The sequence below is a fragment of the Modicisalibacter sp. 'Wilcox' genome (genome assembly GCF_010993675.1).
In the GTDB taxonomy this organism is placed as follows: Bacteria; Pseudomonadota; Gammaproteobacteria; order Pseudomonadales; family Halomonadaceae; genus Modicisalibacter; species Modicisalibacter tunisiensis.
Map to the genome: position 1 here is coordinate 1 of NZ_WNXF01000003.1, position 25,198 is coordinate 25,198.

The window sequence follows — 25,198 nt, forward strand, 5'->3', positions numbered from 1 at the left end:
CAGTGAAACCGCTTAGCGCCGATGGTAGTGTGGAGCTTCTCCATGCGAGAGTAGGTCATCGTCAGGCATCTATCCCGCAAAACCCCGGCCCAACGGCCGGGGTTTTTGCGTTGGGGGCCGGGAAAATTGGCCCGCGCTCCTCTCGCGCTACCCTGTCGTTTATCCACTTTGGTCGCTAACATTCCCGCCGACCGGCGCCTTCCGCTAAAATGACGGTTTTTCCGGCGGGACGAGGCCCATGACCATCGGCGATCTCATACGCTTGCTGAGCGACGGCGGCTATCACTCCGGCGAGCAGCTCGGCGAACGCCTCGGCGTTTCGCGCACGGCCATCTGGAAGCAGCTCAAGAAGCTCGAGGCCATGGATATTCCTCTCGAGGCGGTCAAGGGGCGGGGCTATCGCGTGGCCCAGCCGCTCGAGCTGCTCGACGGCCAGGCGATCATCGCCGAGCTGCCACGCGATTCGCGACGCCGCCTGGCCAGGCTGTTCATCGAGGAAACCCTGCCTTCCACCAATCTCTTCGTGCGCGAACGCTTTACCCAGGGGGCCGGGCACGCCGAGGTGTGCCTGGCGGAAGGGCAGAGCGCCGGGCGAGGGCGTCGTGGCCGTCAGTGGGCGAGCCCCTGGGGACGCAACCTGCTGCTCTCGGTGGGCTGGCGGTTCGAGGGCGGGGCCGCCGTGCTCGAGGGGCTGAGCCTGGCCGTCGGCGTCGTGCTGGCCCGCGTGCTGGAGCATCACGGCGTCGAGGCGCTGCTGAAATGGCCCAACGATGTTCTGATGCGGGATCCGGCCAGCGGCGAGCTGCGCAAGCTCGCCGGCATCCTGCTGGAGCTCAGCGGCGATGCCCAGGGCCCCTGCGAGGTGGTCGTCGGCATCGGCCTGAATGTGGCGTTGCCGCGCGAGGTGCGCGAGCGCATCGACCAGCCGGTGGCGGCGGTCGCGGATCTGGCGCCTGATGCGGGGCGCAACACGCTCGCCGCCGAACTGATCGCCGGCCTGCTGGATCTGCTGGACGGCTTCGAGGCGACCGGCTTCGCCCCTTGGCGGGCGGAATGGAACCGGCGTCACGCCCATGCCGACACGGCCATCGACATCATTCGTGGCGACGAGCGCCAGGCGGCGATCGCCACGGGGGTCGATGCGGCCGGTTGTCTGCTGGTCCGCCGCGAGGGCGTCGAGGAACGGCTGTTCGGCGGCGAGATCAGCGTGCGTGGGCGATCATGATTCTCGATCTGGACATTGGCAACACGCTGTCCAAGTGGCGCCTGAAGGATATCGCCAGCAGCGAGATCCGCTCGCGCGGTGCGGTGTGGACGCGCGAGGAATGGCGCCCGCGTGCCGACATTCCCGATCTCGACGTGGTCAGTACCGTGCGTATCTCCAGCGTGGCGCGGCGTGCCGTACTGGACGAGACCGTGGCGCTGCTGAGGCGCCGGGTGGGGGCCGTGCACGTGGCCCGCTCGATGCCCGAGGCGCTGGGCGTGACCTGCGGCTACGAGGAGCCCGAACGGCTGGGTGTCGATCGCTGGATGGGCGTGCTGGCCGGCTACCACCTCACCGGTGGCTGCTGCACGGTGGATTGCGGCAGCGCCATCACCGTCGACTTCGTGCTCCCGGGCGGCCGCCACCTGGGCGGCTATATCGTGCCCGGGCTGCGCCTGATGAAGGAAAGCCTCAAGCTGGGCACGCGCAACGTGGCGATCGACCCCGACAGCGAGGCGGACGATCTGCTGCTGCCGGGCCGCAACACCGCGGCGGCGGTCAATCACGGCATCTTCATGGCCGCGGTCAGTGCCGTGAACCGCATCTACAGCGAGGTCTGTGACTCCGAAGGGACCGCGCTGCCGCTGCTGCTGACCGGCGGAGACGCCCGGGTCGTGTCGCGGGGGTTGCGCATTCCGCATGCCGTCTGGCCCGACATGGTGTATGCCGGGCTGGAAGCCTGCTTTCCGCTGACTGCCGCCGAGCGGGCGGGGCGCATGTCGGGGGCGCCGAGGGTGCCGCAGGCGGCGTCCCTGGAAAAAATTCGCGCAAGCCTTGCAATCTCCATGCTGCTTTGACACAATGCGCGGCGTTCGAGGCGATGCCGGGCCGAAACGGCCGTCAAGTTACTGAAAAACAAGTGCTTGACACTATCGTCTCAAGCGGTAAAATTTGCCGCCATGCTGGAGGGGTTCCCGAGTGGCCAAAGGGAGCAGACTGTAAATCTGCCGCGAAAGCTTCGAAGGTTCGAATCCTTCCCCCTCCACCAGTTTGCTGTCGGCACGGCGCTGGCGGGTCGACAAGAAGAGTGGGCAGGCGGGCATAGTTCAATGGTAGAACCTCAGCCTTCCAAGCTGATGATGCGGGTTCGATCCCCGCTGCCCGCTCCAGAAAGTGTTGTAACGCTCATGTAGCTCAGGGGTAGAGCACACCCTTGGTAAGGGTGAGGTCGACGGTTCAAATCCGTCCATGAGCTCCAGTTTCGACAGGAAGGCGAGCCGAGGCTCGCCTTCCTGCTTTCGAAAGCCTCGAAACGACGGGGTTGTCAGGGCAAGTTGGTTACGCTATCATCCTGCCCGCTGTCGCGTTGCAGCCTGCAACAGGTTGCCGCGCTATCCATGCAGGCCAGTAGCTCAATTGGCAGAGCAGCGGTCTCCAAAACCGCAGGTTGGGGGTTCGATTCCCTCCTGGCCTGCCAGTCTTCCCCAGGCTGGCGTTGTCCCATATACTTCCGTCTTTTCGATTGCCGCACCTTGAGGAGTTCCATCGTCATGAAGCAAAACGCCGAGGTGCAGGAGTCGCGCCACGACGGTCTCAAGTGGGCGGTGGTCGTCGTTCTCGTTGCGCTGGCCGTGGTCGGCAATGCCTATTTCTCGGACCAGGCTCTCCTGTATCGCGTGCTGGGCGTGGTCGCCCTGGGGCTTGCCGCTGCCGGCGTGGCATTGACCACGGCGAAGGGGCGCAGCCTCGTCGAGCTGGCTCGCAGCTCACGCCGTGAAATCCAGCGCGTCGTCTGGCCGACGCGTCAGGAAACCGTCCAGACGACCGCCATCGTGCTGGTGGCCGTGCTGCTGGTCGGTCTGATGCTGTGGCTGATCGACACCCTGCTGGGCTGGGCCATGTCCAGCATCATCGGTTAGGAGATTCCATGTCCAAGCGTTGGTACGTCGTTCACGCCTATTCCGGCTTCGAGAAGCATGTCATGCGCTCGCTGATCGAGCGCGTGAAGCTTTATGGCATGGAGGATCAGTTCGGCGAGATCCTGGTGCCCACCGAAGAAGTCGTCGAGATGCGTGACGGCAAGCGGCGCAAGAGCGAGCGCAAGTTCTATCCCGGCTATGTGCTGGTCGAGATGGAAATGAACGACCAGACCTGGCATCTGGTCAACGAGACGCCGCGCGTCATGGGCTTCATCGGCGGCACGCCCGAGAAGCCGGCGCCGATCACCCAGAAGGAAGCCGACGCCATCCTGCGCCGTGTTCAGGACGGCACCGACAAGCCGCGGCCGAAGACGCTCTTCGAGCCGGGTGAAGTGGTGCGCGTCATCGACGGCCCGTTCGCCGATTTCAACGGGGTCGTCGAGGAAGTCAACTACGAGAAGAGCCGTCTGCAGGTCAGCGTGCTGATCTTCGGGCGTGCCACGCCGGTCGAGCTCGAGTTCTCTCAGGTCGAGAAGGACTGAGCGAGCCTCGCCGAGCCGATTTTCGTCGGGCCGCTGCGGCGGCCCGTTAAACCGGGGAGCCGCAAGGCGCTACTACCCAACTGGAGTGCAACATGGCTAAGAAAGTCCAGGCCTACATCAAGCTGCAGGTCGCAGCGGGCAAGGCCAACCCGAGTCCCCCCGTGGGCCCCGCGCTGGGTCAGCACGGTGTCAACATCATGGAATTCTGCAAGGCGTTCAACGCCGCGACCCAGGACATCGAGCCGGGTCTGCCGACGCCCGTGGTCATCACCGTCTACTCCGACCGCAGCTTCACCTTCATCACCAAAACGCCGCCCGCGGCCGTCCTGCTGAAGAAGGCAGCCGGTATCAAGTCCGGCTCCGGCGAGCCGAACAAGACCAAGGTCGGCACCGTGACCCGCGAGCAGCTCGAAGAGATCGCCAAGACCAAGGAGCCGGATCTGACGGCTGCCGATCTCGACGCCGCGGTGCGTACCATTGCCGGTAGCGCCCGCAGCATGGGCCTCAACGTGGAGGGTCTCTGATCATGGCTAAACTGTCCAAGCGCGCACAGATGATCCGCGAGAAGGTCGACGGTACCAAGGTCTACTCCATCGACGAGGCCGTGGCCCTGCTCGGCGAGCTCTCCAAGGTCAACTTCAAGGAGTCGCTCGACGTCGCCATCAATCTGGGCGTCGATCCGCGTAAATCCGACCAGGTCGTGCGTGGCGCCACCGTCATGCCCAACGGTACCGGCAAGGACGTGCGTGTCGCCGTCTTTACCCAGGGTGCCAACGCCGATGCGGCCAAGGAAGCCGGTGCCGACATCATCGGCATGGAAGAGCTGGCCGAGGACGTCAAGAAGGGCAACCTGAACTTCGACGTGGTCATCGCCTCGCCGGACGCCATGCGCGTGGTCGGCCAGCTGGGCCAGATCCTGGGTCCGCGTGGCCTGATGCCGAACCCCAAGGTCGGCACCGTGACGCCCGACGTGGCCACCGCGGTGAAGAACGCCAAGGCCGGTCAGGTGCGTTTCCGCACCGACAAGAATGGCATCATCCACACCACGCTGGGCAAGGTCGACTTCCCGGCGGATGCCATTCGCGGCAACCTGGAAGCGCTGGTCAACGACCTCAAGCGTCTCAAGCCCAGCACGTCCAAGGGCGTCTACTTCAAGAAAATGACCCTGTCCACCACCATGGGCCCGGGTCTGACCGTCGACCACTCCGCGTTCGTCTGACGTGTCAAGCCGAGCAGTCACTTTGCGGTCCCCGACCCTCGCGGGCGGGGCGCCGTCAAAGACCGCAGGCGTCACCTCCGGGTGACTTAATGGCCGCCGGTCACCTGCGCAGATGGTGCGCCCCGCCAGTTCGCTGGTGAGCACCATCATTCCGCGATCCGCCGTCCGCGGCGGGTCGAGAAGGTAACCTCCGAGGTGGTCTTGCCCGGCAAGCCCCTCGGCACGAAGGAGTGAACACTGTGCCACTAGGTCTCGAAGACAAGAAAGCGATTGTTGCAGAGGTCAGTGAAGCAGCCAAGGACGCTCTCTCCGTTGTAGTGGCCGATTCTCGCGGCGTCGCCGTTGGCGCGATGACCGACCTGCGCAAGCAGGCCCGCGAGAATGGCGTGCAGATCCGTGTTGTGCGCAACACGCTGGCACGTCGCGCCCTGTCAGGTACTCCCTGGGAGTGCCTGAACGAGACATTCGTGGGTCCGACTCTGCTGGCCTTCTCCTACGAGCATCCGGGCGCTGCCGCCCGCCTGTTCAAGGAGTTCGGCAAGAACGAGAAGGACTTCGAAGTCAAGGCGCTGGCCTACGAGGGTGAGTTCATCCCGGCCGCCGACCTGGACCGTCTGGCAACACTGCCGACGTACGACGAGGCGATCGCCAAGCTGATGTCCGTCATGAAGGAAGCTTCTGCCGGCAAGCTGGTGCGTACCCTCGCCGCGCTGCGTGATCAGAAGGAAGAGGCCGCCTGAGGCCCCTGCTGACCGCAGTCGACATCGTCTACCCAGTTACCGAGCGCCGATACCGGTTCGGGGCGCTCCGCAAAGTTTAGGAAAGCAATCATGGCACTGACCAAAGAAGACATCATCAACGCCGTCGCCGACATGACCGTGATGGAAGTCGCCGAGCTGATCGAGGCGATGGAAGAGAAGTTCGGCGTGACCGCCGCGGCCGCCGTCGTGGCCGGCCCGGGTGGCGGTGAAGCGGCCGCTGCCGAAGAGCAGACCGAGTTCGACCTGGTGCTGACCGGCGCCGGCGAGAAGAAGGTCAACGTCATCAAGGTGGTTCGCGAGATCACCGGCCTCGGCCTGAAGGAAGCCAAGGGTGCCGTCGACGGCGCTCCGGCGACCCTCAAGGAAGCCATGAGCAAGGATGACGCCGAAGAAGCCAAGAAGAAGCTGGAAGAAGCCGGCGCGTCCGTGGAGCTCAAGTAACCCTTGTGCCCCAAGGCTTCACGCGCTGCGTAAGCTTCCATGGCTGGTGGCGGGATGCCCGCTGCCGGCCTTTTTCTGTTGTCACTAGCGTCCTATCGTGTACCCATCACTGACGATTCGAACGCTAGGCGAATTCCGACGGCGAGCCTCCCGAGGGGGCTTGCCGTCAGCGCCTGACAGGGACGCCCCCGTCAGGTGGCGCCGACCACGCATCGGTCACCCATGGTGAACAAGCTGGGGAATACAGATGGCTTACTCATACACTGAGAAAAAACGCATCCGCAAGGATTTCGGCAAACTGCCCCAAGTGATGGATGTGCCCTACCTGCTGGCCATCCAGCTTGATTCCTACTACGACTTCCTCCAGCAGGACCGGGCGCCCCAGGAGCGCCTCGAGGTCGGCCTGCACGCCGCCTTCAAGTCCGTGTTCCCGATCGAGAGCTTTTCCGGCAACGCCGCCCTCGAGTACGTCAGCTATCGCTTCGGCACCCCGGCGTTCGACGTCAAGGAGTGCCAGCTGCGCGGCGTCACCTATTCGGCACCGCTGCGGGTCAAGGTTCGCCTTATCATCTATGACAAGGACTCGGCGAACAAGGCGATCAAGGATATCAAGGAGCAGGAAGTCTACATGGGGGAGATCCCCCTGATGACCGAGAACGGTACCTTCGTGGTCAACGGTACCGAGCGGGTCATCGTCTCCCAGCTTCACCGCTCGCCGGGCGTGTTCTTCGACCATGACAAGGGCAAGAGCCACTCCTCCGGCAAGCTGCTGTATTCCGCGCGGGTGATTCCCTACCGCGGCTCCTGGCTGGATTTCGAGTTCGATCCCAAGGACAGCGTCTTCGTGCGCATCGACCGTCGCCGCAAGCTGCCGGCGACCGTTCTGCTGCGCGCGCTGGGCATGAGCGCCGAGGAGATCCTCGATATCTTCTTCGACACCAGCACCTTCCACATCGAGAAGAACGGCTTCTCGGTGGACCTGGTGCCGTCACGCCTGCGCGGCGAGACCGCGACCTTCGACATCAAGGATGCCGACGGCAGCGTGATCGTCGAGGAAGGCCGGCGAATCACCCAGAAGCACATCCGGCAGATGGAAAAGTCGGGCCTCGAGCGTCTCGAGGTGCCGATGGAGTACCTGCTGGGCAAGACGCTGGCCAAGGATCAGGTCGATCCCAACACCGGCGAGCTGGTCTGCGAGTGCAACAGCGAGATAACCCCGGACCTGCTCGAGAAGCTGGGCCAGGCGGGGGTCACCACGCTCGAGACGCTCTACACCAACGACCTCGACTGCGGGCCGTTCATCTCCGACACCCTCAAGCTGGACACTACCCGTTCGGCCCTCGAGGCGCTGGTCGAGATCTACCGCATGATGCGTCCCGGCGAGCCGCCCACCAAGGAGGCCGCCGAGACCCTGTTCCACAACCTGTTCTTCACCGAGGACCGCTACGACCTGTCCTCGGTCGGGCGCATGAAGTTCAACCGCCGCCTGCGTCGTGAATCCGACACCGGCCCCGGCGTGCTCGACAACGATGACATCGTGGCCGTGCTCAAGGAGCTGATCGCCATCCGCAACGGCTTCGGTGACGTCGACGACATCGACCACCTGGGCAACCGCCGCATTCGCTGCGTCGGCGAGATGGCCGAGAACCAGTTCCGCGTGGGCCTGGTGCGCGTCGAGCGGGCAGTCAAGGAACGTCTCTCCATGGCCGAGAGCGAAGGCCTGATGCCGCAGGACCTGATCAACGCCAAGCCGGTGGCGGCGGCGGTCAAGGAGTTCTTCGGTTCAAGCCAGCTCTCGCAGTTCATGGACCAGAACAACCCGCTCTCCGAGGTCACCCACAAGCGTCGCGTCTCGGCGCTCGGCCCGGGCGGCCTGACCCGTGAGCGGGCCGGCTTCGAGGTGCGCGACGTTCACGCCACGCACTACGGCCGCCTGTGTCCGATCGAAACGCCGGAAGGGCCGAACATCGGTCTGATCAACTCGCTGGCCACCTACAGCCACGCCAACAGCTACGGTTTCCTCGAGACGCCGTACCGCAAGGTTGTCGACGGTCAGGTGACCGACGATGTGGTGCGCCTGTCGGCGATCGAGGAGGGTGACTTCGTCATCGCCCAGGCCTCGGCCACCGTGGACGAGGCCGGCAAGCTGGTCGACGACCTGGTGCAGGTGCGTCACAAGGGCGAGACCACCTTCATGGCGCCGGACAAGGTGACCCTGATGGACGTCTCCCCGCGCCAGGTGGTTTCCGTGGCCGCGGCGCTGATCCCGTTCCTCGAGCACGACGACGCCAACCGCGCCCTGATGGGGGCGAACATGCAGCGTCAGGCGGTGCCGACCCTGCGCGCCGACAAGCCGCTGGTGGGCACCGGCATGGAGCGCTTCGTCGCCCGTGACTCCGGCGTCTGCGCCGTGGCGCGGCGCGGCGGCGTGATCGACTCGGTCGACGCCAAGCGCATCGTGGTGCGCATCAACGAGGACGAGATCATCGGCGGCGAGGCCGGCGTCGACATCTACAACCTCACCAAGTACGTGCGTTCCAACCAGAACACCTGCATGAACCAGCGGCCGATCGTGCGCCCGGGCGACAGTGTGGCGCGCGGCGACATCCTCGCCGACGGGCCGTCCGTGGACATGGGCGACCTGGCGCTGGGCCAGAACATGCGCATGGCTTTCATGCCCTGGAACGGCTACAACTTCGAGGACTCGATCCTGGTCTCGGAGCGCGTGGTGCAGGAAGACCGCTTCACCACCATCCACATCCAGGAGCTGACCTGCGTCTCCCGCGACACCAAGCTGGGCGCCGAGGAGATCACCTCGGACATACCCAACGTCGGCGAGTCGGCGCTGTCCAAGCTCGACGAGGCGGGCATCGTCTATATCGGCGCCGAGGTCGGCGCCGGTGACATCCTGGTCGGCAAGGTCACGCCCAAGGGCGAGACCCAGCTGACCCCGGAGGAGAAGCTGCTGCGCGCGATCTTCGGCGAGAAGGCCAGCGATGTGAAGGATACCTCGCTGCGCGCGCCGACCGGCATGAAGGGCACGGTCATCGACGTCCAGGTGTTCACCCGCGACGGCGTCGAGAAGGACGCCCGTGCGCTGTCCATCGAGCAGATGCAGCTCGACGAGGTGCGCAAGGACCTGCAGGAGACCTACCGCATCGCCGAGGACGCCACCTTCGAGCGTCTCAAGCGTCAGCTCTCCGGCCAGCCGGTCAACGGCGGGCCCAAGCTGAACAAGAGCGACGTGCTCAGCGAGGAGTACCTCGACGAGCTGCCGCGTCAGCAGTGGTTCAAGCTGCGTCTGCAGGACGAGTCGCTCAACGAGCTGCTGGCCCAGGCCGACGAGCAGCTCGAGAACCGTCGCAAGGAGATGGACGAGCGCTTCGAGGACAAGAAGCGCAAGCTCACCCAGGGCGACGACCTGGCGCCGGGCGTGCTCAAGATCGTCAAGGTCTACCTGGCGGTGAAGCGTCGCATCCAGCCGGGCGACAAGATGGCCGGCCGTCACGGCAACAAGGGTGTCATCTCGGCGATCATGCCGATCGAGGACATGCCGTTCGACGACCAGGGCGAGCCGGTCGACGTGGTCCTCAACCCGCTGGGCGTGCCGTCGCGCATGAACGTCGGGCAGATCCTCGAGACCCACCTGGGCATGGCCGCCCGCGGCCTGGGCGTGAAGATCGATGCCATGCTGCGCGACGCCCGCGAGCAGCAGGTCGCCGAGCTTCGCGAGTTCCTCGGCCAGGTCTACAACACGCCGGGCACCCGTCAGGAGGACATCGACTCGCTGTCCGACGAGGAGGTGATCGCTCTGGCGAAGAACCTGCGCGGCGGCGTGCCGATGTCGTCGCCGGTGTTCGACGGCGCCCAGGAACAGGAGATCAAGGGCCTGCTGCGGCTGGCCGATCTGCCCGACTCGGGTCAGATGGATCTCTACGATGGCCGTACCGGCGAGAAGTTCGACCGTCCGGTGACGGTGGGCTACATGTACATGCTCAAGCTCAACCACCTGGTGGATGACAAGATGCATGCGCGCTCCACCGGCTCCTACTCCCTGGTCACCCAGCAGCCGCTGGGCGGCAAGGCGCAGTTCGGCGGTCAGCGCTTCGGCGAGATGGAGGTGTGGGCACTCGAGGCCTACGGCGCCGCCTACACCCTCCAGGAGATGCTCACGGTCAAGTCCGACGACGTGGAGGGGCGTACCAAGATGTACAAGAACATCGTCGACGGCGACCACAGCATGCAGGCCGGCATGCCGGAATCCTTCAACGTGCTGGTGAAGGAGATCCGCTCGCTGGGCATCGATATCGAGCTGGAAGGCTGAAACGCCCGACGCTTGCCAATGACGGTCCGCGGGGCCCCGAGATGACCGGGCCCCGCTCATGACAACTCCGCAACGGAGCGACCCCATGAAAGATTTGGTGAAAGTCCTCAAATCGCAGTCACAGTCCGACGAGTTCGATGCGATCAAGATCTCGCTCGCCTCGCCGGACATGATCCGCTCCTGGTCGTATGGCGAAGTGAAGAAGCCGGAGACCATCAACTACCGGACGTTCAAGCCCGAGCGTGACGGCCTGTTCTGCGCCAAGATCTTCGGTCCGGTGAAGGACTACGAGTGCCTGTGCGGCAAGTACAAGCGCATGAAGCACCGCGGCATCATCTGCGAGAAGTGCGGCGTCGAGGTGACCAAGGCGGTGGTACGCCGCGAGCGCATGGGCCACATCGAGCTGGCCAGCCCGGTCGCGCACATCTGGTTCCTCAAGTCGCTGCCGTCGCGCATCGGCATGTTCCTCGACATGACCCTGCGCGACATCGAGCGCGTGCTCTACTTCGAGAGCTTCGTGGTCATCGATCCGGGCATGACCACCCTGGAGCGCGGCCAGCTGCTCAACGACGAGCAGTACTTCGAGGCCCTCGAGGAGTTCGGTGACGACTTCGACGCCCGCATGGGTGCCGAGGCGATCCAGGCGCTGCTCAAGGACATCGACCTCGAGGAGGAGATCGAGCGGCTGCGCGAGGAGATCCCGCAGACCAACTCCGAGACCAAGATCAAGAAGCTCTCCAAGCGGCTCAAGCTGCTCGAGGCCTTCTACAAGTCCGGCAATGCCCCGGCGTGGATGGTCATGGAGGTGCTGCCGGTGCTGCCGCCGGACCTGCGTCCGCTGGTGCCGCTCGACGGCGGCCGCTTCGCGACCTCGGATCTCAACGATCTCTATCGCCGGGTGATCAACCGCAACAACCGCTTGAAGCGGCTGCTGGATCTCAACGCGCCGGACATCATCGTGCGCAACGAGAAGCGCATGCTGCAGGAGTCGGTCGATGCGCTGCTCGACAACGGCCGCCGCGGCCGCGCCATCACCGGGTCCAACAAGCGCCCGCTGAAGTCGCTGGCCGACATGATCAAGGGCAAGCAGGGGCGTTTCCGCCAGAATCTGCTGGGCAAGCGTGTCGACTACTCCGGCCGCTCGGTGATCACCGTGGGCCCGACCCTGCGCCTGCACCAGTGCGGTCTGCCCAAGAAGATGGCGCTCGAGCTGTTCAAGCCGTTCATCTACTCCAAGCTGCAGTCCACCGGACAGGCCTCGACCATCAAGGCCGCCAAGAAGATGGTCGAGCGCGAGCTGCCCGAGGTGTGGGACATCCTCGCCGATGTCATCCGCGAGCACCCGGTGCTGCTCAACCGTGCGCCGACGCTGCACCGTCTGGGCATCCAGGCCTTCGAGCCGCTGCTCATCGAGGGCAAGGCGATCCAGCTGCACCCGCTGGTGTGTGCCGCCTACAACGCCGACTTCGACGGCGACCAGATGGCCGTGCACGTGCCGCTGACGCTGGAAGCCCAGCTCGAGGCGCGCGCGCTGATGATGGCCACCAACAACGTGCTGTCGCCGGCCAACGGCGAGCCGATCATCGTGCCGTCCCAGGACGTGGTGCTGGGCCTGTACTACATGACCCGCGAGCGCATCGGCGCCCAGGGCGAGGGCATGGTGTTCGCCAACCTCGACGAGGCGGAGCGTGCCTTCGGCACCCAGAGCGTGTCGCTGCACGCCCGGGTCAAGGTGCGCATGACCGAGTACGAGCGTGACGAGGACAGCGGCGAGCTGACGCCGAAGACCGCGCTCTACGACACCACCGTGGGCCGGGCGATGCTGTTCCGCATCCTGCCCAAGGGTGCGCCGTTCGCGCTGGTCGACCAGCCGATGAAGAAGAAGGCGATCTCGCGGCTGATCAACGAGGTCTACCGCAGCGCAGGCCTCAAGGAAGCGGTGATCTTCGCCGACCAGCTGATGTACACCGGTTTCCGCCTGGCGACCTGGTCGGGGGCGTCGATCGGCGTCAACGACTTCGTTATCCCCGACGAGAAGCGCGAGATCGTCGAGACCGCCGAGGATGAGGTCAAGGAGATCGAGGACCAGTTCTCCTCGGGTCTCGTCACCGCCGGCGAGAAGTACAACAAGGTCATCGATATCTGGTCCAAGGCCAACGACAAGGTGGCCAAGGCGATGATGGCGGGTATCTCCAAGGAGACCGTCACCGATCGCGACGGCAACCGGGTCGAGCAGGACTCGTTCAACAGCGTGTTCATCATGGCCGACTCCGGGGCTCGCGGCAGCGCCGCGCAGATCCGTCAGCTGGCGGGCATGCGCGGCCTGATGGCCAAGCCGGACGGCTCGATCATCGAGACGCCGATCGTCGCCAACTTCCGTGAAGGTCTGAACGTACTCCAGTACTTCATCTCGACCCACGGCGCGCGCAAGGGCCTGGCGGACACCGCACTCAAGACCGCCAACTCCGGTTACCTGACCCGTCGCCTGGTCGACGTGGCCCAGGATCTGGTGGTCACCGAGACCGACTGCGGCACCGAGGAAGGCCTGACCCTGCACCCGGTGATCGAGGGCGGCGACATCATCGTCTCCCTGGCGCAGCGCGTGCTGGGCCGCGTGGTCGCCCAGGACGTCATCGACCCGGCGAGCGAGGAGGTGCTGATCCCGCGTGGCACGCTGCTCGATGAGGCCTGGTGCGAGGATCTCGACACCATGGGCGTCGACGAGATCGTGGTGCGCAGCGCGATCAGCTGCGAGACCTCGCACGGCGTGTGCTCGGCCTGCTATGGCCGCGATCTGGCGCGTGGCCATCAGGTCAACATCGGCGAGGCCGTGGGCGTCATCGCCGCGCAGTCGATCGGCGAGCCGGGCACCCAGCTGACCATGCGGACCTTCCACATCGGCGGTGCCGCCTCGCGGGCCTCCGCGCAGGACAGCGTCCAGGTCAAGCACGGCGGCAAGGTGCGCCTGCACAATATCAAGCACGTCGAGCGTGCCGACGGCAAGCTGGTGGTGGTCTCCCGCTCCAGTGCCCTGGCGGTGGCCGACGAGCACGGTCGCGAGCGCGAGTACTACAAGCTGCCCTACGGCGCCGAGCTGTCCGTCAAGGACGGCGACCACGTCGAAGGTGGCCAGGCCGTGGCCAAGTGGGACCCGCACACCCACCCGGTCATCGCCGAGGTGGCGGGCAAGGCGCAGTACATCGACATGGACGAGGGCATCACCATCCACCGCAGCGTGGACGAGATGACCGGCCTGTCCTCCATCGAGGTGATCGAGTCGGCCTCGCGGCCGGCGGCGGGGCGCGACAAGCGGCCGATGATCATGCTCACCGACGAAGCCGGCGAGCACATCACCCTGCCGGGCTCGAACACCCCCGTGCAGTACCTGCTGCCCGGCAACGCGGTGGTGTCCGCCGAGAATGGCGCGCAGATCGGCGTGGGTGAGGTCATCGCACGCATTCCGGTGGAGGCGTCCGGCAACAAGGACATCACCGGGGGTCTGCCGCGCGTCGCCGACCTGTTCGAGGCGCGCAAGCCGAAGGAGCCGTCGATCCTCGCCGAAATCAGCGGCGTGATCAGTTTCGGCAAGGAGACCAAGGGCAAGCGTCGTCTGACGATCACCCCGGAGTCCGGCGATCCGTTCGAGATGCTGATCCCGAAATGGCGTCAGATCAGCGTCTTCGAGGGCGAGACCGTCGAGAAGGGCGAGGTGATCTCCGACGGCCCGAGCAACCCGCACGATATCCTGCGGCTGCTCGGCGTGGCGGAGCTGGCCAAGTACATCACCGCCGAGATCCAGGAGGTCTACCGCCTCCAGGGCGTGGGCATCAACGACAAGCACATCGAGGTGATCGTGCGTCAGATGCTGCGCAAGGTGGAGATCACCGACGCCGGCGATGCCGACTTCATCCCCGGCGATCAGGTCGAGCTGGTGCGGGTGCTCGAGGAGAACGCCCGGCTGGCCGCGGAAGACAAGTTCCCGGCCAAGTTCGGTCGCGTGCTGCTGGGCATCACCAAGGCCTCGCTGGCCACCGAGTCGTTCATCTCCGCGGCCTCCTTCCAGGAGACCACGCGGGTGCTGACCGAGGCGGCGGTGACCGGCAAGCGCGATTACCTGCGCGGCCTGAAGGAAAACGTCGTGGTGGGCCGCCTGATTCCGGCGGGTACCGGCCTGACGCACCACGCCGAGCGTCGGCGCAAGCGCGAGGAAGCCGAGCGTACCCTGCATCCCTCGGCCTTCGAGGTCGAGCAGGAACTGGGTGCCCAGCTCACCGCGCTGGATGCCGATGACGACGAGTTGTGAGCTGCAGCCGGCGCCCCGCGGGGCGCCGGCCTTGACGCCGCTCATCCTGAGACTTTAGAATGCGCAGCCTTTAACAGTGGGGTGGGTGCGCCCGTGCCTGCTGTTGAGGCGAGGCAATCACTGGAGACAGCTACAGACTATGGCAACGATCAACCAGCTCGTGCGCAAGCCGCGCAAGCGCCCGGTCGCCAAGAGTGACGTGCCGGCGCTGCAGGCCTGCCCGCAGCGTCGTGGGGTTTGCACCCGCGTTTATACCACCACGCCGAAGAAGCCGAACTCCGCACTGCGCAAGGTGTGCCGTGTTCGTCTGACCAACGGCTACGAGGTGACCTCCTACATCGGTGGTGAAGGCCACAACCTGCAGGAGCACTCCGTGGTGCTGATCCGCGGCGGCCGAGTCAAGGACCTGCCGGGTGTGCGCTACCACACCGTGCGCGGCGCACTCGACACCTCCGGCGTGCAGAACCGCAAGCAGGGCCGTTCCAAGTACGGCACCAAGCGTCCCAAGGCCTGAGGCCGGGGCACCGAGATTCTTACGTAACATTGGTCGGATAAGAGTAAGGTCGAGCGTCGCCCCGCGGGGCGGGAGTCTCGGGTTTACCTGAAGGACCCTTCGACGAGGGCTTATCATGCCTAGAAGACGCATTGCCGCCAAGCGCGAGATCCTGCCGGATCCGAAGTTCAACAGCGAGCGCCTGGCGAAGTTCATGAACCATCTGATGATCAGCGGCAAGAAGTCCGTAGCTGAGCGCATCGTCTATGGTGCGCTGGACCGGGTTGCCGAGCGTGCCCAGGAAGCACCGCTGGATGTGTTCGACAAGGCGCTGGAAGCCATCCAGCCGATGGTCGAGGTCAAGTCACGCCGCGTCGGCGGTGCGACCTACCAGGTGCCGGTCGAGGTGCGTCCCTCGCGCCGTCAGGCGCTGGCCATGCGCTGGCTGGCCGATGCTGCCCGCAACCGTGGTGAAAAGACCATGGTGCAGCGTCTGGCCGGTGAAATGCTGGACGCCGCCGAAGGCAAGGGTGCTGCCGTGAAGAAGCGTGAAGACGTGCATCGCATGGCAGAAGCCAACAAGGCCTTCTCTCACTACCGCTTCTAATCTACGGGGGTTTCATCCGTGGCACGCAAGACTCCGCTCAAGCGTTACCGCAACATCGGTATCGTGGCCCACGTCGACGCCGGGAAGACCACCACTACCGAGCGTGTCCTGTTCTACACTGGCCTTTCCCACAAGGTCGGCGAGGTCCATGATGGCGCAGCCACCATGGACTGGATGGAGCAGGAGCAGGAGCGTGGCATCACGATCACCTCCGCGGCGACCACCTGCTTCTGGCAGGGCATGAACAAGCAGTTCGACGAGCACCGCATCAACATCATCGACACCCCGGGGCACGTCGACTTCACCATCGAGGTGGAGCGTTCCCTGCGCGTGCTCGACGGTGCCGTCGTCGTGCTGTGCGGTTCCTCCGGTGTGCAGCCGCAGACCGAGACCGTCTGGCGTCAGGCCAACAAGTACGAAGTGCCGCGCATGGTGTTCGTCAACAAGATGGACCGCGCCGGTGCCGACTACTTCATGGTGCTCGACCAGCTCAAGCAGAAGCTGGGCGCCAACGTCGTGCCGATCCAGATCAACTGGGGGGCCGAGGACGAGTTCAAGGGCGTCATCGACCTGATCCAGATGAAGGCCATCCTCTGGGACGAGGACAACTTCGGCATGAACTACGAGCTGGTCGACATTCCGGCCGAGCTCCAGGAAACCGCCGAAACCTACCGCGAGCAGATGCTCGAGGCCGCCGCCGAGGCGTCCGAAGAGCTGATGGACAAGTACCTCGAGGAAGGTGACCTGCCCGAGGCCGACATCAAGGCCGGCCTGCGTCGTCGGACCCTGGACAACGAAATCGTCCTGGTCACCTGCGGCAGTGCCTTCAAGAACAAGGGCGTTCAGGCCGTTCTGGACGGCGTCATCGAGTACATGCCGTCGCCCACCGAGGTCAAGGCCATCGAGGGCGAGCTGGACGACAAGGATGGCACCATCGCCACCCGCGAGGCGGACGACAATGCGCCCTTCGCCGCGCTGGCGTTCAAGATCGCCACCGACCCGTTCGTCGGCACGCTGACCTTCATCCGCGTCTACTCCGGCGTGCTGAAGTCCGGTGACAGCGTCTACAACTCGGTCAAGCAGAAGAAGGAGCGCGTCGGCCGTATCGTCCAGATGCACTCCAACTCCCGCGAGGAGATCAAGGAAGTCTATGCCGGCGACATCGCCGCCTGCATCGGACTCAAGGATGTCACCACCGGCGACACCCTGTGCGACCTGAACGACAAGATCGTTCTCGAGCGCATGGAGTTCCCGGATCCGGTCATCTCGGTTGCCGTGGAGCCGAAGTCCAAGGCCGACCAGGAGAAGATGGGCGTCGCCCTCGGCAAGCTGGCCCAGGAGGATCCGTCCTTCCAGGTCAAGACTGACGAGGAAACCGGCCAGACCATCATCTCCGGCATGGGCGAGCTTCACCTCGACATCATCGTCGACCGCATGCGTCGCGAGTTCAAGGTCGAGGCCAACATCGGCAAGCCGCAGGTTGCCTACCGCGAGACCATTCGCCAGTCGGTCGAGCAGGAAGGCAAGTTCGTGCGTCAGTCGGGCGGTCGCGGCCAGTACGGTCACGTGTGGCTGCGCATCGAGCCGCTGACCGCGGAAGACAAGGGCGAGGACGAAGACCTGAGCTTCAAGTTCGCGTCCGAGATCGTCGGCGGCGTGGTTCCCAAGGAATACGTGCCGGCCGTCGAGAAGGGGGCTTTCGAGCAGCTGCAGAACGGTGTCATCGCGGGTTACCCGATGATTGACGTCAAGGTCACGCTGTTCGACGGTTCCTACCATGACGTGGACTCCAACGAGACCGCGTTCAAGGTCGCCTCGTCGATGGCGATCAAGGAAGGTGCTCGCAAGGCTAAGGCCGTGCTGCTCGAGCCGGTGATGAAGGTCGAGGTCGTGACCCCCGAGGAGTTCATGGGTGATGTCATGGGTGACCTTAACCGCCGCCGTGGCCTTGTACAGGGCATGGATGACTCTTCCTCAGGCAAGATCATTCGCGCCACGGTTCCGTTGGCTGAGATGTTCGGTTACGCGACCGATCTGCGTTCTCAGACCCAGGGCCGCGCAAGCTACACAATGGAGTTTGCGGATTACGAAGAGGCGCCCTCCAGCGTCGTAGAAGCCGTCATCAACCAGAACGGTTAACCGTTAGCTAACGTAAAGAGGTTATAGCAGTGGCTAAGGAAAAGTTTGAACGCTCCAAACCGCATATCAACGTCGGTACCATCGGTCACGTCGACCACGGCAAGACCACGCTGACGGCGGCTCTGACCCGCGTTTCCGCCGAGGTCTTCGGTGGTGACTGGCGTGCCTTCGATACCATCGACAATGCGCCGGAAGAGCGCGAGCGTGGTATCACCATCGCCACCGCCCACGTCGAGTACCAGTCCGAAACGCGTCACTACGCGCACGTCGACTGCCCGGGGCACGCCGACTACGTCAAGAACATGATCACCGGTGCCGCCCAGATGGACGGCGCGATCCTGGTCTGTTCCGCTGCCGACGGCCCCATGCCGCAGACTCGCGAGCACATCCTGCTGTCTCGCCAGGTCGGCGTGCCGTACATCGTCGTGTTCCTGAACAAGGCCGACATGGTCGACGACGAAGAGCTGCTCGAGCTGGTCGAGATGGAAGTTCGTGAACTCCTCAACGAGTACGACTTCCCGGGTGACGACACCCCGATCATCATCGGCTCTGCGCTGATGGCGCTGGAAGGCAAGGACGACAACGGCATGGGCACCACCGCCGTTGCCAACCTGATCAAGGCCCTGGACGACTACATCCCGGAGCCGGAGCGCGCCATCGACCAGCCGTTCCTGATGCCGATCGAGGACGTGTTCTCCATCTCCGGTCGCGGCACCGTGGTCACCGGCCGTGTCGAGCGCGGCATCGTCCGCACCGGCGACGAAGTCGAGATCGTGGGTCTGAAGGACACCACCAAGACCACCGTTACCGGTGTCGAAATGTTCCGCAAGATGCTCGACGAAGGTCGTGCCGGCGAGAACATCGGCGCCCTGCTGCGTGGCACCAAGCGTGACGAGGTCGAGCGTGGTCAGGTCCTGGCCAAGCCGGGCACCATCACGCCGCACACCAAGTTCGAGGCGGAAGTCTACGTCCTGTCCAAGGAAGAAGGTGGTCGTCACACCCCGTTCTTCAAGGGCTACCGTCCGCAGTTCTACTTCCGGACCACTGACGTGACCGGTACCTGTGAACTGCCGGAAGGCGTCGAAATGGTCATGCCGGGCGACAACGTCCAGATGACCGTTTCCCTGATCGCGCCGATCGCCATGGAAGACGGCCTGCGCTTCGCGGTTCGCGAAGGTGGCCGTACCGTGGGCGCCGGCGTCGTCGCCAAGATCATCGAGTAAGCAGTATCCTGCGATGATCGAAGGGGGCTCCGCGAGGAGCCCCCTTTCTGCGCATGTCGGGCTTCGTTTGACGCGAAGTTCCTGCATGCCTATAATGCGCATCCTTTGAATGCGTGGGTAAGCGGCGATCGCCGTCGACATCCATTGGAGTTTAGGGCTAATGCAGAACCAGAAGATTCGCATTCGGCTGAAGGCTTTCGATCACCGCCTGATCGACCAGTCCGCCCAGGAAATCGTGGATACCGCGAAGCGGACAGGTGCACAGGTGCGGGGTCCGATCCCTCTGCCGACCAATCGCGAGCGCTATACCGTGCTGATCTCGCCGCACGTCAACAAGGACGCGCGCGACCAGTACGAGATTCGCACGCACAAGCGCGTGCTCGACATCGTCGAGCCGACGGAGAAGACCGTCGATGCGCTGATGAAGCTCGACCTCGCCGCCGGCGTGGACGTACAGATCAAGCTCGACTGATAACACTAGACACACGCGGCACCGCGCTGGCCCGGAGCCAGCAGCAGCCGCCACGCCGGGATGGCGTCATACAACGTGCTAGTGGAATGCTCTGGAAAGGGCAGCCATAGCGGGTGATAGCCCCGTACACTATAGGAGACTGAACATGACTATCGGTTTGGTCGGTAAGAAGAGCGGCATGACCCGCGTCTTCACCGAAGACGGCACTTCCGTGCCCGTAACCGTGATCGAGGTTGAGCCCAACCGCGTGACTCGCGTCAAGACCGTCGAAAGCGACGGCTACAGCGCGGTTCAGGTGACAACCGGCTCCCGCAAGGCCAAGCATCTCACCAAGGCGACTGCCGGTCAGTACGCCAAGGCGGGTATCGAGGCCGGTCGTTCACTGATGGAGTTCCGCCTGGCAGAAGGCGAGGAAGCTCCGGACGTGGGCGGCGAACTCTCCGTGTCCCTCTTCGAGGCTGGTCAGAAGATCGATGTGACCGGCACCTCCAAGGGTAAGGGGTACCAGGGCGCCGTTAAGCGCTGGAACTTCCGCACCCAGGACAACAGCCACGGCAACTCCCTGTCCCACCGTGCGCCTGGCTCCATCGGCCAGTGTCAGACCCCGGGGCGTGTCTTCAAGGGCAAGAAAATGGCCGGACAGATGGGCAATGAGCGCGTGACCGTTCAGAGCCTGGAAGTCGTCCGCGTCGATGCCGATCGCAACCTGCTGCTGGTCAAGGGCGCCGTTCCGGGCGCACCGGGCAGCGACGTGATCGTCCGCCGTGCCGTTAAAGCTCGCTGAGGGGTAAAGTCCGATGAATCTGAATCTTGCAGGTGCTGGCGGCACCGTCGAAGTCGCCGACGCTACCTTTGGCAAAGAATTCAACGAAGCGCTGGTCCACCAGGTCGTCACCGCCTACCTCGCGGCCGGCCGTCAGGGTACGCGCGCCCAGAAGAACCGCTCCGACGTGCGTGGCGGCGGCAAGAAGCCGTGGCGCCAGAAGGGCACCGGTCGTGCCCGCGCCGGTACCATCCGCTCGCCGCTGTGGCGTAGCGGCGGCGTGACCTTCGCTGCTCGTCCCCAGGACTACACGCAGAAGGTCAACCGCAAGATGTATCGTGCGGCGATGCGCTCGATCCTCTCCGAGCTGATCCGCCAGGAGCGTCTGGTGGTGGTCGAGGAGTTCGCCGTCGAGGCGCCCAAGACCAAGCAGCTGGTCGCCAAGCTGGGCGAGCTGGGCCTCGAGAAGGCGCTGATCGTCACCGACGAGGTCGACGAGAAGCTCTACCTGGCCGCGCGCAACATCCCCAACGTGGATGTCGTCGATGTCCCCGCCGCCGATCCGGTGAGCCTGGTCGCCTTCGACAAGGTGCTGGTCACCGTCTCCGCCCTGCGCAAATTCGAGGAGAAGCTGGCATGAACCAGGAACGCCTATTCAAGGTTCTGCTCGGACCGCACGTGACCGAGAAGGCTGCCATGGCCGCCGAGAACAACCAGTACGTGTTCAAGGTGGCCAGCGACGCGACCAAGCCGGAGATCAAGGCGGCCGTCCAAGCGCTGTTCGGCAAGAAGGTCGATAGCGTCCAGGTCCTCAACGTGAAGGGCAAGACCAAGCGCACCCTGCATGGCACGGGTCTGCGCAAGGGCTACCGCAAGGCCTACGTCACGCTGGCCGCGGGCGAGACCCTCGAAGACTTCTCTGGCGCCGAATAAGGGCAGGAGTACGGATCATGGCAGTAGTCAAGACTAAACCCACATCCGCCGGTCGCCGCCACCTGGTCAAGGTTGTCAGCGACGAGATCTACAAGGGCCGGCCGTATGCGCCGCTGCTCGAGAAGCAGTCCAAGTCCGGCGGACGTAACAATCATGGCCGCATCACCACGCGCCATGTCGGTGGTGGTCATCGTCACCACTACCGTGTGATCGACTTCAAGCGCACCAAGGATGGCGTTCCGGCCATCGTCGAGCGCCTGGAGTACGATCCCAACCGCAGCGCCCACATCGCGCTGCTGAAGTACCTGGACGGTGAGCGTCGCTACGTCATCGCGCCCAAGGGCGTGAGTGCCGGCGACCAGTTGGAGTCCGGCGTGAACGCACCGATCAAGCGTGGCAACACGCTGCCGCTGCGCAACATTCCGCTGGGTTCCACCGTCCACTGCATCGAGCTCAAGCCCGGCAAGGGTGCCCAGCTCGCGCGCAGCGCCGGTGCCAGTGCTCAGCTGGTCGCCCGCGAAGGCAACTACGCCACCCTGCGTTTGCGCTCCGGCGAGATGCGCAAGGTGCTGGCCGAGTGCCGCGCGACCCTGGGAGAGGTGAGCAACTCCGAGCACAGCCTGCGTCAACTCGGCAAGGCCGGTGCCAAGCGCTGGCGGGGTGTGCGCCCGACCGTTCGCGGTGTCGCCATGAACCCGGTGGATCACCCGCACGGTGGTGGTGAAGGTCGTACCAGCGGTGGTCGCCATCCGGTGACGCCGTGGGGGGTTCCGACCAAGGGCCACAAGACCCGCAAGAACAAGCGCACCGACAAGCTGATCGTTCGTCGCCGCAAGGCCAAGTAACAGACATTAAGAGGTAACGGCTGTGCCACGTTCACTGAAGAAAGGTCCCTTTATCGACCTTCATCTGCTGAAGAAGGTCGAGGCTGCAGTGGAGAAGAACGACCGCAAACCGATCAAGACCTGGTCGCGTCGTTCCATGATCCTGCCCAACATGGTCGGGCTCACCATTGCGGTCCACAACGGTCGCCAGCACGTCCCGGTGCACGTCTCCGAGGAAATGGTCGGCCACAAGCTGGGCGAATTCGCTGCCACCCGCACCTATCGCGGCCACGCGGCGGACAAGAAAGCCAAACGGTAAGCCGAGAGAGGATTAGAGATGGAAGTCACAGCAAAGCTGCGTGGCGCTAGCTTATCCGCCCAGAAGGCCCGTTTGGTGGCTGACCAGGTGCGCGGTAAGCCGGTCGCCGAGGCACTCGACCTGCTGACCTTCTCCCCGAAGAAGGCCGCCAAGCTGGTCAAGAAAGTGCTGCAGTCCGCCATCGCGAATGCGGAAGAAAACAACGGCATGGACATCGACGAGCTGCGTGTCTCGACCATCTGCGTCGATGAGGGCATGACGCTCAAGCGCATCCAGCCGCGCGCCAAGGGCCGTGCGGATCGCATTTTGAAGCGCACTTGCCACATCACCGTCAAGGTAGCCGAGAAGTAGGAGTCGACCAGATGGGTCAGAAAGTAAATCCGACAGGCATTCGGCTGGGTATCGTCAAGGACCACACGTCCGTCTGGTACGCCGAGCGCGGTGCCTACGCCGATAAGCTGAACAACGATCTCGAAGTGCGTCGCTTCCTGGAGCAGCGTCTCAAGAACGCCTCCGTGAGCCGCATCACCATCGAGCGCCCCGCCAACAATGCACGCATCACGATTCACACCGCACGTCCGGGTATCGTGATCGGCAAGAAGGGCGAGGACGTCGATCGTCTGCGTCGCGAAGTCACCGAGATGATGGGCGTGCCGGTGCACGTCAACATCGAGGAAGTCCGCAAGCCGGAACTCGACGCCCAGCTCGTCGCGCAGAACGTCTGCGGCCAGCTCGAGCGTCGCGTGATGTTCCGTCGCGCCATGAAGCGTGCCGTGCAGAACGCCATGCGCCTGGGTGCCGGCGGCATCAAGATCCAGCTGTCCGGTCGTCTCGGCGGTGCCGAGATCGCCCGTACCGAGTGGTACCGCGAAGGCCGTGTGCCGCTGCACACCCTGCGTGCGGACATCGATTACGCCACCTACGAAGCCCACACCACTTACGGCGTCATCGGCGTCAAGGTGTGGATCTTCAAGGGTGAAATCCTCGGGGGCATCGAAGAGGTGCGCGCCAAGCAGAAGCAGCAGCAGAACCAGGGCGCACCCAAGAAGAAAGGTTCCAAGTAAGGGGAGATGTAGTCGATGTTACAACCCAAGCGTACGAAGTTCCGCAAGGTGCAGAAGGGCCGCAACCGTGGCCTGGCGCATCGCGGCAGCAAGGTGAGCTTCGGCGAGTACGGCCTCAAGGCCACCGGTCGCGGCCGCGTGACTGCGCGCCAGATCGAGGCCGGCCGTCGTGCCATCACTCGTCACGTCAAGCGTGGCGGCAAGATCTGGATTCGGGTCTTCCCTGACAAGCCGATTTCCAACAAGCCGCTGGAAGTCCGTATGGGTAAAGGTAAGGGCTCCGTCGAGTACTGGGTCGCACAGATCCAGCCCGGCAAGGTGCTCTACGAGATCGAAGGGGTCTCCGAAGAGCTGGCGCGTGAAGCCTTTGCGCTGGCCGCCCAGAAATTCCCGGTCTCGACCACCTTTGTGAAACGGACGGTGATGTGATGAAAGCCCAGGAAATTCGTGAAAAATCGGTCGAAGCGCTGCAGGAGCAGCTTTTCGAACTCCTCCGCGAGCAGTTCAACCTGCGCATGCAGAAGGCCACCGGCCAGTTGAGCCAGACGCATCTGCTCAAGCAGGTACGCCGGGACATCGCCCGCGTGAAGACGGTGCTCAACGAGAAGGCAGGTGACTGAGATGGCCGAAGAGAAGAAAGCTCGTACGCTCACCGGCAAGGTGGTGAGCGACAAGATGGACAAGTCCATTGTCGTCATGATCGAGCGCCGCGTGCGCCATCCGATCTACGGCAAGTACATGAAGCGCTCCACCAAGCTGCACGCCCACGACGAGGCGAACCAGGCGAAGCTGGGCGACACGGTTTCCATCGAGGAATGCCGTCCGCTGTCGAAGCGCAAGTCCTGGACGCTGGTCGAGGTCGTCGAGCAGGCCAAGGGCTGAACGGCTCGCGCCTGAAACCAGTGCAGTCAGATTAGGTTTGGAGAAAACCGATGATTCAGACTCAGACAATGCTGGATGTCGCCGACAACAGCGGGGCGCGCCGGGTGCAGTGCATCAAGGTGTTGGGCGGTTCTCATCGCCGCTACGCCCGCGTGGGTGACATCATCAAGGTAACGGTGAAGGAAGCCATCCCCCGTGGCAAGGTCAAGAAGGGCCAGGTCATGAAGGCGGTTGTGGTTCGCACCCGCAGTGGCGTCCGTCGTAACGACGGTTCGCTGATCCGCTTCGACGGAAATGCGGCGGTTCTGTTGAACAACACCAACGAACAGCCGGTCGGCACCCGTATCTTCGGGCCGGTCACTCGTGAGCTCCGCACCGAGAAGTTCATGAAGATCATTTCCTTGGCGCCCGAAGTGCTGTAAGGAGCGAGGCGGATATGCAAAAGATCAAACGTGACGATGAAGTGGTCGTCATCGCCGGCAAGGACAAGGGCAAGCGGGGCACCATCAAGCGTGTCCTCAAGGACGGCCGTTACGTCGTCTCTGGTGTGAACATGATCAAGCGTCACACCAAGCCCAACCCCATGCTGGGCAACCAGGGGGGTATCGTCGAGCGCGAGGCTCCGATTCACGCGTCCAACGTGGCCATCTTCAACGCGGAGACCGGCAAAGCGGATCGCGTCGGCTTCCAGGTTCAGGAAGACGGTACCAAGGTACGTATCTACAAGTCGACGCAAAAGCAGATCGACGCCTAACGCGAGTCGGAT

At 64.1% G+C, this 25,198-nt stretch carries 27 protein-coding genes and 4 tRNA genes; all 31 read left to right on the top strand.

Annotation, left to right across the window (positions count from 1 at the left end):
- The first annotated feature begins 238 nt into the window (after window positions 1–238).
- The 31 genes from G7A98_RS03305 (at window position 239) to rplX (ending at window position 25,186) form a co-directional block, all read left to right on the top strand.
- Complete coding sequence (locus G7A98_RS03305; protein WP_163648082.1) at window positions 239–1,225, top strand: biotin--[acetyl-CoA-carboxylase] ligase; 987 nt, start codon at window positions 239–241, stop codon at window positions 1,223–1,225.
- The gene (locus tag G7A98_RS03310) at window positions 1,222–2,061 is read left to right on the top strand and encodes a type III pantothenate kinase (RefSeq protein WP_163648083.1); all 840 of its coding nucleotides are present in this window, start codon (window positions 1,222–1,224) and stop codon (window positions 2,059–2,061) included. The genes G7A98_RS03305 and G7A98_RS03310 overlap by 4 nt, the downstream gene beginning before the upstream one ends.
- A 107-nt stretch (window positions 2,062–2,168) precedes the next feature.
- Window positions 2,169–2,252: transfer RNA gene (locus G7A98_RS03315), tRNA-Tyr, on the top strand.
- A 47-nt stretch (window positions 2,253–2,299) separates the two neighbouring features.
- Window positions 2,300–2,373, top strand: a tRNA-Gly gene (locus G7A98_RS03320).
- Window positions 2,374–2,387: 14 nt separating this feature from the next.
- A tRNA-Thr gene (locus tag G7A98_RS03325) sits at window positions 2,388–2,462 on the top strand.
- A 143-nt stretch (window positions 2,463–2,605) separates the two neighbouring features.
- Window positions 2,606–2,681: transfer RNA gene (locus G7A98_RS03330), tRNA-Trp, on the top strand.
- A gap of 73 nt (window positions 2,682–2,754) precedes the next feature.
- Window positions 2,755–3,123 carry a preprotein translocase subunit SecE gene (gene secE / locus G7A98_RS03335; RefSeq protein ID WP_163648084.1) on the top strand — a complete coding sequence of 123 codons (369 nt, stop codon included), beginning with the start codon at window positions 2,755–2,757 and terminating at the stop codon, window positions 3,121–3,123.
- 8 nt (window positions 3,124–3,131) lie between these two features.
- Complete coding sequence (nusG, locus tag G7A98_RS03340) at window positions 3,132–3,665, top strand: transcription termination/antitermination protein NusG (RefSeq protein ID WP_163648085.1); 534 nt, start codon at window positions 3,132–3,134, stop codon at window positions 3,663–3,665.
- A gap of 92 nt (window positions 3,666–3,757) precedes the next feature.
- Window positions 3,758–4,189, top strand: coding sequence for a 50S ribosomal protein L11 (gene rplK, locus G7A98_RS03345; RefSeq protein WP_133484167.1), 432 nt, complete (start codon window positions 3,758–3,760; stop codon window positions 4,187–4,189).
- Window positions 4,190–4,191: 2 nt separating this feature from the next.
- Window positions 4,192–4,884 carry a 50S ribosomal protein L1 gene (gene rplA, locus G7A98_RS03350; RefSeq protein ID WP_163648086.1) on the top strand — a complete coding sequence of 231 codons (693 nt, stop codon included), beginning with the start codon at window positions 4,192–4,194 and terminating at the stop codon, window positions 4,882–4,884.
- 239 nt (window positions 4,885–5,123) lie between these two features.
- Window positions 5,124–5,624 carry a 50S ribosomal protein L10 gene (gene rplJ, locus G7A98_RS03355; RefSeq protein WP_163648087.1) on the top strand — a complete coding sequence of 167 codons (501 nt, stop codon included), beginning with the start codon at window positions 5,124–5,126 and terminating at the stop codon, window positions 5,622–5,624.
- Window positions 5,625–5,714: 90 nt separating this feature from the next.
- Window positions 5,715–6,086 carry a 50S ribosomal protein L7/L12 gene (gene rplL, locus G7A98_RS03360; protein ID WP_163648088.1) on the top strand — a complete coding sequence of 124 codons (372 nt, stop codon included), beginning with the start codon at window positions 5,715–5,717 and terminating at the stop codon, window positions 6,084–6,086.
- 247 nt (window positions 6,087–6,333) lie between these two features.
- On the top strand, window positions 6,334–10,410 hold the full coding sequence (gene rpoB / locus G7A98_RS03365) for a DNA-directed RNA polymerase subunit beta (RefSeq protein WP_163648089.1): 4,077 nt from the start codon (window positions 6,334–6,336) through the stop codon (window positions 10,408–10,410).
- An 85-nt stretch (window positions 10,411–10,495) separates the two neighbouring features.
- Complete coding sequence (rpoC, locus tag G7A98_RS03370) at window positions 10,496–14,713, top strand: DNA-directed RNA polymerase subunit beta' (RefSeq protein ID WP_163648090.1); 4,218 nt, start codon at window positions 10,496–10,498, stop codon at window positions 14,711–14,713.
- Window positions 14,714–14,852: 139 nt separating this feature from the next.
- Window positions 14,853–15,227, top strand: a complete 375-nt coding sequence (gene rpsL / locus G7A98_RS03375) for a 30S ribosomal protein S12 (protein WP_026300677.1) — start codon at window positions 14,853–14,855, stop codon at window positions 15,225–15,227.
- A 115-nt stretch (window positions 15,228–15,342) separates the two neighbouring features.
- Window positions 15,343–15,813 (top strand): 30S ribosomal protein S7, encoded by a 471-nt coding sequence (rpsG, locus tag G7A98_RS03380; protein WP_163648091.1) that lies wholly within the window; start codon window positions 15,343–15,345, stop codon window positions 15,811–15,813.
- Window positions 15,814–15,831: 18 nt separating this feature from the next.
- Window positions 15,832–17,952, top strand: coding sequence for an elongation factor G (fusA, locus tag G7A98_RS03385; protein WP_163648092.1), 2,121 nt, complete (start codon window positions 15,832–15,834; stop codon window positions 17,950–17,952).
- Window positions 17,953–17,981: 29 nt separating this feature from the next.
- The gene (gene tuf / locus G7A98_RS03390; protein WP_163648093.1) at window positions 17,982–19,175 is read left to right on the top strand and encodes an elongation factor Tu; all 1,194 of its coding nucleotides are present in this window, start codon (window positions 17,982–17,984) and stop codon (window positions 19,173–19,175) included.
- Between the two features lie 160 nt (window positions 19,176–19,335).
- Entirely contained in the window at window positions 19,336–19,647 is a 312-nt protein-coding gene (gene rpsJ / locus G7A98_RS03395; RefSeq protein WP_011505728.1) for a 30S ribosomal protein S10, read from the top strand.
- A 145-nt stretch (window positions 19,648–19,792) separates the two neighbouring features.
- Window positions 19,793–20,431 (top strand): 50S ribosomal protein L3, encoded by a 639-nt coding sequence (rplC, locus tag G7A98_RS03400; protein WP_163648094.1) that lies wholly within the window; start codon window positions 19,793–19,795, stop codon window positions 20,429–20,431.
- Window positions 20,432–20,444: 13 nt separating this feature from the next.
- Window positions 20,445–21,050 (top strand): 50S ribosomal protein L4, encoded by a 606-nt coding sequence (gene rplD / locus G7A98_RS03405; RefSeq protein ID WP_163648095.1) that lies wholly within the window; start codon window positions 20,445–20,447, stop codon window positions 21,048–21,050.
- Window positions 21,047–21,343, top strand: coding sequence for a 50S ribosomal protein L23 (rplW, locus tag G7A98_RS03410; protein WP_163648096.1), 297 nt, complete (start codon window positions 21,047–21,049; stop codon window positions 21,341–21,343). Before rplD ends, rplW begins: the two co-directional genes overlap by 4 nt.
- Window positions 21,344–21,360: 17 nt before the next feature.
- Complete coding sequence (rplB, locus tag G7A98_RS03415; RefSeq protein WP_163648097.1) at window positions 21,361–22,188, top strand: 50S ribosomal protein L2; 828 nt, start codon at window positions 21,361–21,363, stop codon at window positions 22,186–22,188.
- A 22-nt stretch (window positions 22,189–22,210) separates the two neighbouring features.
- Window positions 22,211–22,486: a 30S ribosomal protein S19 gene (gene rpsS / locus G7A98_RS03420; protein ID WP_009098993.1), complete on the top strand. Its 276-nt coding sequence runs from the start codon at window positions 22,211–22,213 to the stop codon at window positions 22,484–22,486.
- Between the two features lie 18 nt (window positions 22,487–22,504).
- A complete protein-coding gene (gene rplV / locus G7A98_RS03425; RefSeq protein ID WP_163648098.1) occupies window positions 22,505–22,837 on the top strand; it encodes a 50S ribosomal protein L22 in 333 nt (110 codons plus the stop codon).
- An 11-nt stretch (window positions 22,838–22,848) separates the two neighbouring features.
- Window positions 22,849–23,550 carry a 30S ribosomal protein S3 gene (rpsC, locus tag G7A98_RS03430; protein ID WP_163648099.1) on the top strand — a complete coding sequence of 234 codons (702 nt, stop codon included), beginning with the start codon at window positions 22,849–22,851 and terminating at the stop codon, window positions 23,548–23,550.
- A gap of 15 nt (window positions 23,551–23,565) precedes the next feature.
- On the top strand, window positions 23,566–23,979 hold the full coding sequence (gene rplP / locus G7A98_RS03435) for a 50S ribosomal protein L16 (protein WP_163648100.1): 414 nt from the start codon (window positions 23,566–23,568) through the stop codon (window positions 23,977–23,979).
- Window positions 23,979–24,170, top strand: coding sequence for a 50S ribosomal protein L29 (gene rpmC / locus G7A98_RS03440; protein WP_019020535.1), 192 nt, complete (start codon window positions 23,979–23,981; stop codon window positions 24,168–24,170). Before rplP ends, rpmC begins: the two co-directional genes overlap by 1 nt.
- A gap of 1 nt (window position 24,171) precedes the next feature.
- Window positions 24,172–24,432 (top strand): 30S ribosomal protein S17, encoded by a 261-nt coding sequence (gene rpsQ, locus G7A98_RS03445; RefSeq protein WP_163648313.1) that lies wholly within the window; start codon window positions 24,172–24,174, stop codon window positions 24,430–24,432.
- A gap of 50 nt (window positions 24,433–24,482) precedes the next feature.
- Window positions 24,483–24,854, top strand: coding sequence for a 50S ribosomal protein L14 (rplN, locus tag G7A98_RS03450; protein WP_031384770.1), 372 nt, complete (start codon window positions 24,483–24,485; stop codon window positions 24,852–24,854).
- A gap of 14 nt (window positions 24,855–24,868) precedes the next feature.
- A complete protein-coding gene (gene rplX, locus G7A98_RS03455; protein ID WP_163648101.1) occupies window positions 24,869–25,186 on the top strand; it encodes a 50S ribosomal protein L24 in 318 nt (105 codons plus the stop codon).
- Window positions 25,187–25,198 lie beyond the last annotated feature (12 nt).

What these genes read in the sequence shown, in the direction of transcription:
- G7A98_RS03305 (WP_163648082.1), top strand. Translation starts at nt 239, where the DNA reads ATGACCATCGGCGATCTCATACGCTTGCTGAGCGACGGCGGCTATCAC.
- G7A98_RS03310 (WP_163648083.1), top strand. Translation starts at nt 1,222, where the DNA reads ATGATTCTCGATCTGGACATTGGCAACACGCTGTCCAAGTGGCGCCTG.
- secE (WP_163648084.1), top strand. Translation starts at nt 2,755, where the DNA reads ATGAAGCAAAACGCCGAGGTGCAGGAGTCGCGCCACGACGGTCTCAAG.
- nusG (WP_163648085.1), top strand. Translation starts at nt 3,132, where the DNA reads ATGTCCAAGCGTTGGTACGTCGTTCACGCCTATTCCGGCTTCGAGAAG.
- rplK (WP_133484167.1), top strand. Translation starts at nt 3,758, where the DNA reads ATGGCTAAGAAAGTCCAGGCCTACATCAAGCTGCAGGTCGCAGCGGGC.
- rplA (WP_163648086.1), top strand. Translation starts at nt 4,192, where the DNA reads ATGGCTAAACTGTCCAAGCGCGCACAGATGATCCGCGAGAAGGTCGAC.
- rplL (WP_163648088.1), top strand. Translation starts at nt 5,715, where the DNA reads ATGGCACTGACCAAAGAAGACATCATCAACGCCGTCGCCGACATGACC.
- rpoB (WP_163648089.1), top strand. Translation starts at nt 6,334, where the DNA reads ATGGCTTACTCATACACTGAGAAAAAACGCATCCGCAAGGATTTCGGC.
- rpoC (WP_163648090.1), top strand. Translation starts at nt 10,496, where the DNA reads ATGAAAGATTTGGTGAAAGTCCTCAAATCGCAGTCACAGTCCGACGAG.
- rpsL (WP_026300677.1), top strand. Translation starts at nt 14,853, where the DNA reads ATGGCAACGATCAACCAGCTCGTGCGCAAGCCGCGCAAGCGCCCGGTC.
- rpsG (WP_163648091.1), top strand. Translation starts at nt 15,343, where the DNA reads ATGCCTAGAAGACGCATTGCCGCCAAGCGCGAGATCCTGCCGGATCCG.
- rpsJ (WP_011505728.1), top strand. Translation starts at nt 19,336, where the DNA reads ATGCAGAACCAGAAGATTCGCATTCGGCTGAAGGCTTTCGATCACCGC.
- rplC (WP_163648094.1), top strand. Translation starts at nt 19,793, where the DNA reads ATGACTATCGGTTTGGTCGGTAAGAAGAGCGGCATGACCCGCGTCTTC.
- rplD (WP_163648095.1), top strand. Translation starts at nt 20,445, where the DNA reads ATGAATCTGAATCTTGCAGGTGCTGGCGGCACCGTCGAAGTCGCCGAC.
- rplW (WP_163648096.1), top strand. Translation starts at nt 21,047, where the DNA reads ATGAACCAGGAACGCCTATTCAAGGTTCTGCTCGGACCGCACGTGACC.
- rplB (WP_163648097.1), top strand. Translation starts at nt 21,361, where the DNA reads ATGGCAGTAGTCAAGACTAAACCCACATCCGCCGGTCGCCGCCACCTG.
- rplV (WP_163648098.1), top strand. Translation starts at nt 22,505, where the DNA reads ATGGAAGTCACAGCAAAGCTGCGTGGCGCTAGCTTATCCGCCCAGAAG.
- rpsC (WP_163648099.1), top strand. Translation starts at nt 22,849, where the DNA reads ATGGGTCAGAAAGTAAATCCGACAGGCATTCGGCTGGGTATCGTCAAG.
- rplP (WP_163648100.1), top strand. Translation starts at nt 23,566, where the DNA reads ATGTTACAACCCAAGCGTACGAAGTTCCGCAAGGTGCAGAAGGGCCGC.
- rpmC (WP_019020535.1), top strand. Translation starts at nt 23,979, where the DNA reads ATGAAAGCCCAGGAAATTCGTGAAAAATCGGTCGAAGCGCTGCAGGAG.
- rpsQ (WP_163648313.1), top strand. Translation starts at nt 24,172, where the DNA reads ATGGCCGAAGAGAAGAAAGCTCGTACGCTCACCGGCAAGGTGGTGAGC.
- rplN (WP_031384770.1), top strand. Translation starts at nt 24,483, where the DNA reads ATGATTCAGACTCAGACAATGCTGGATGTCGCCGACAACAGCGGGGCG.
- rplX (WP_163648101.1), top strand. Translation starts at nt 24,869, where the DNA reads ATGCAAAAGATCAAACGTGACGATGAAGTGGTCGTCATCGCCGGCAAG.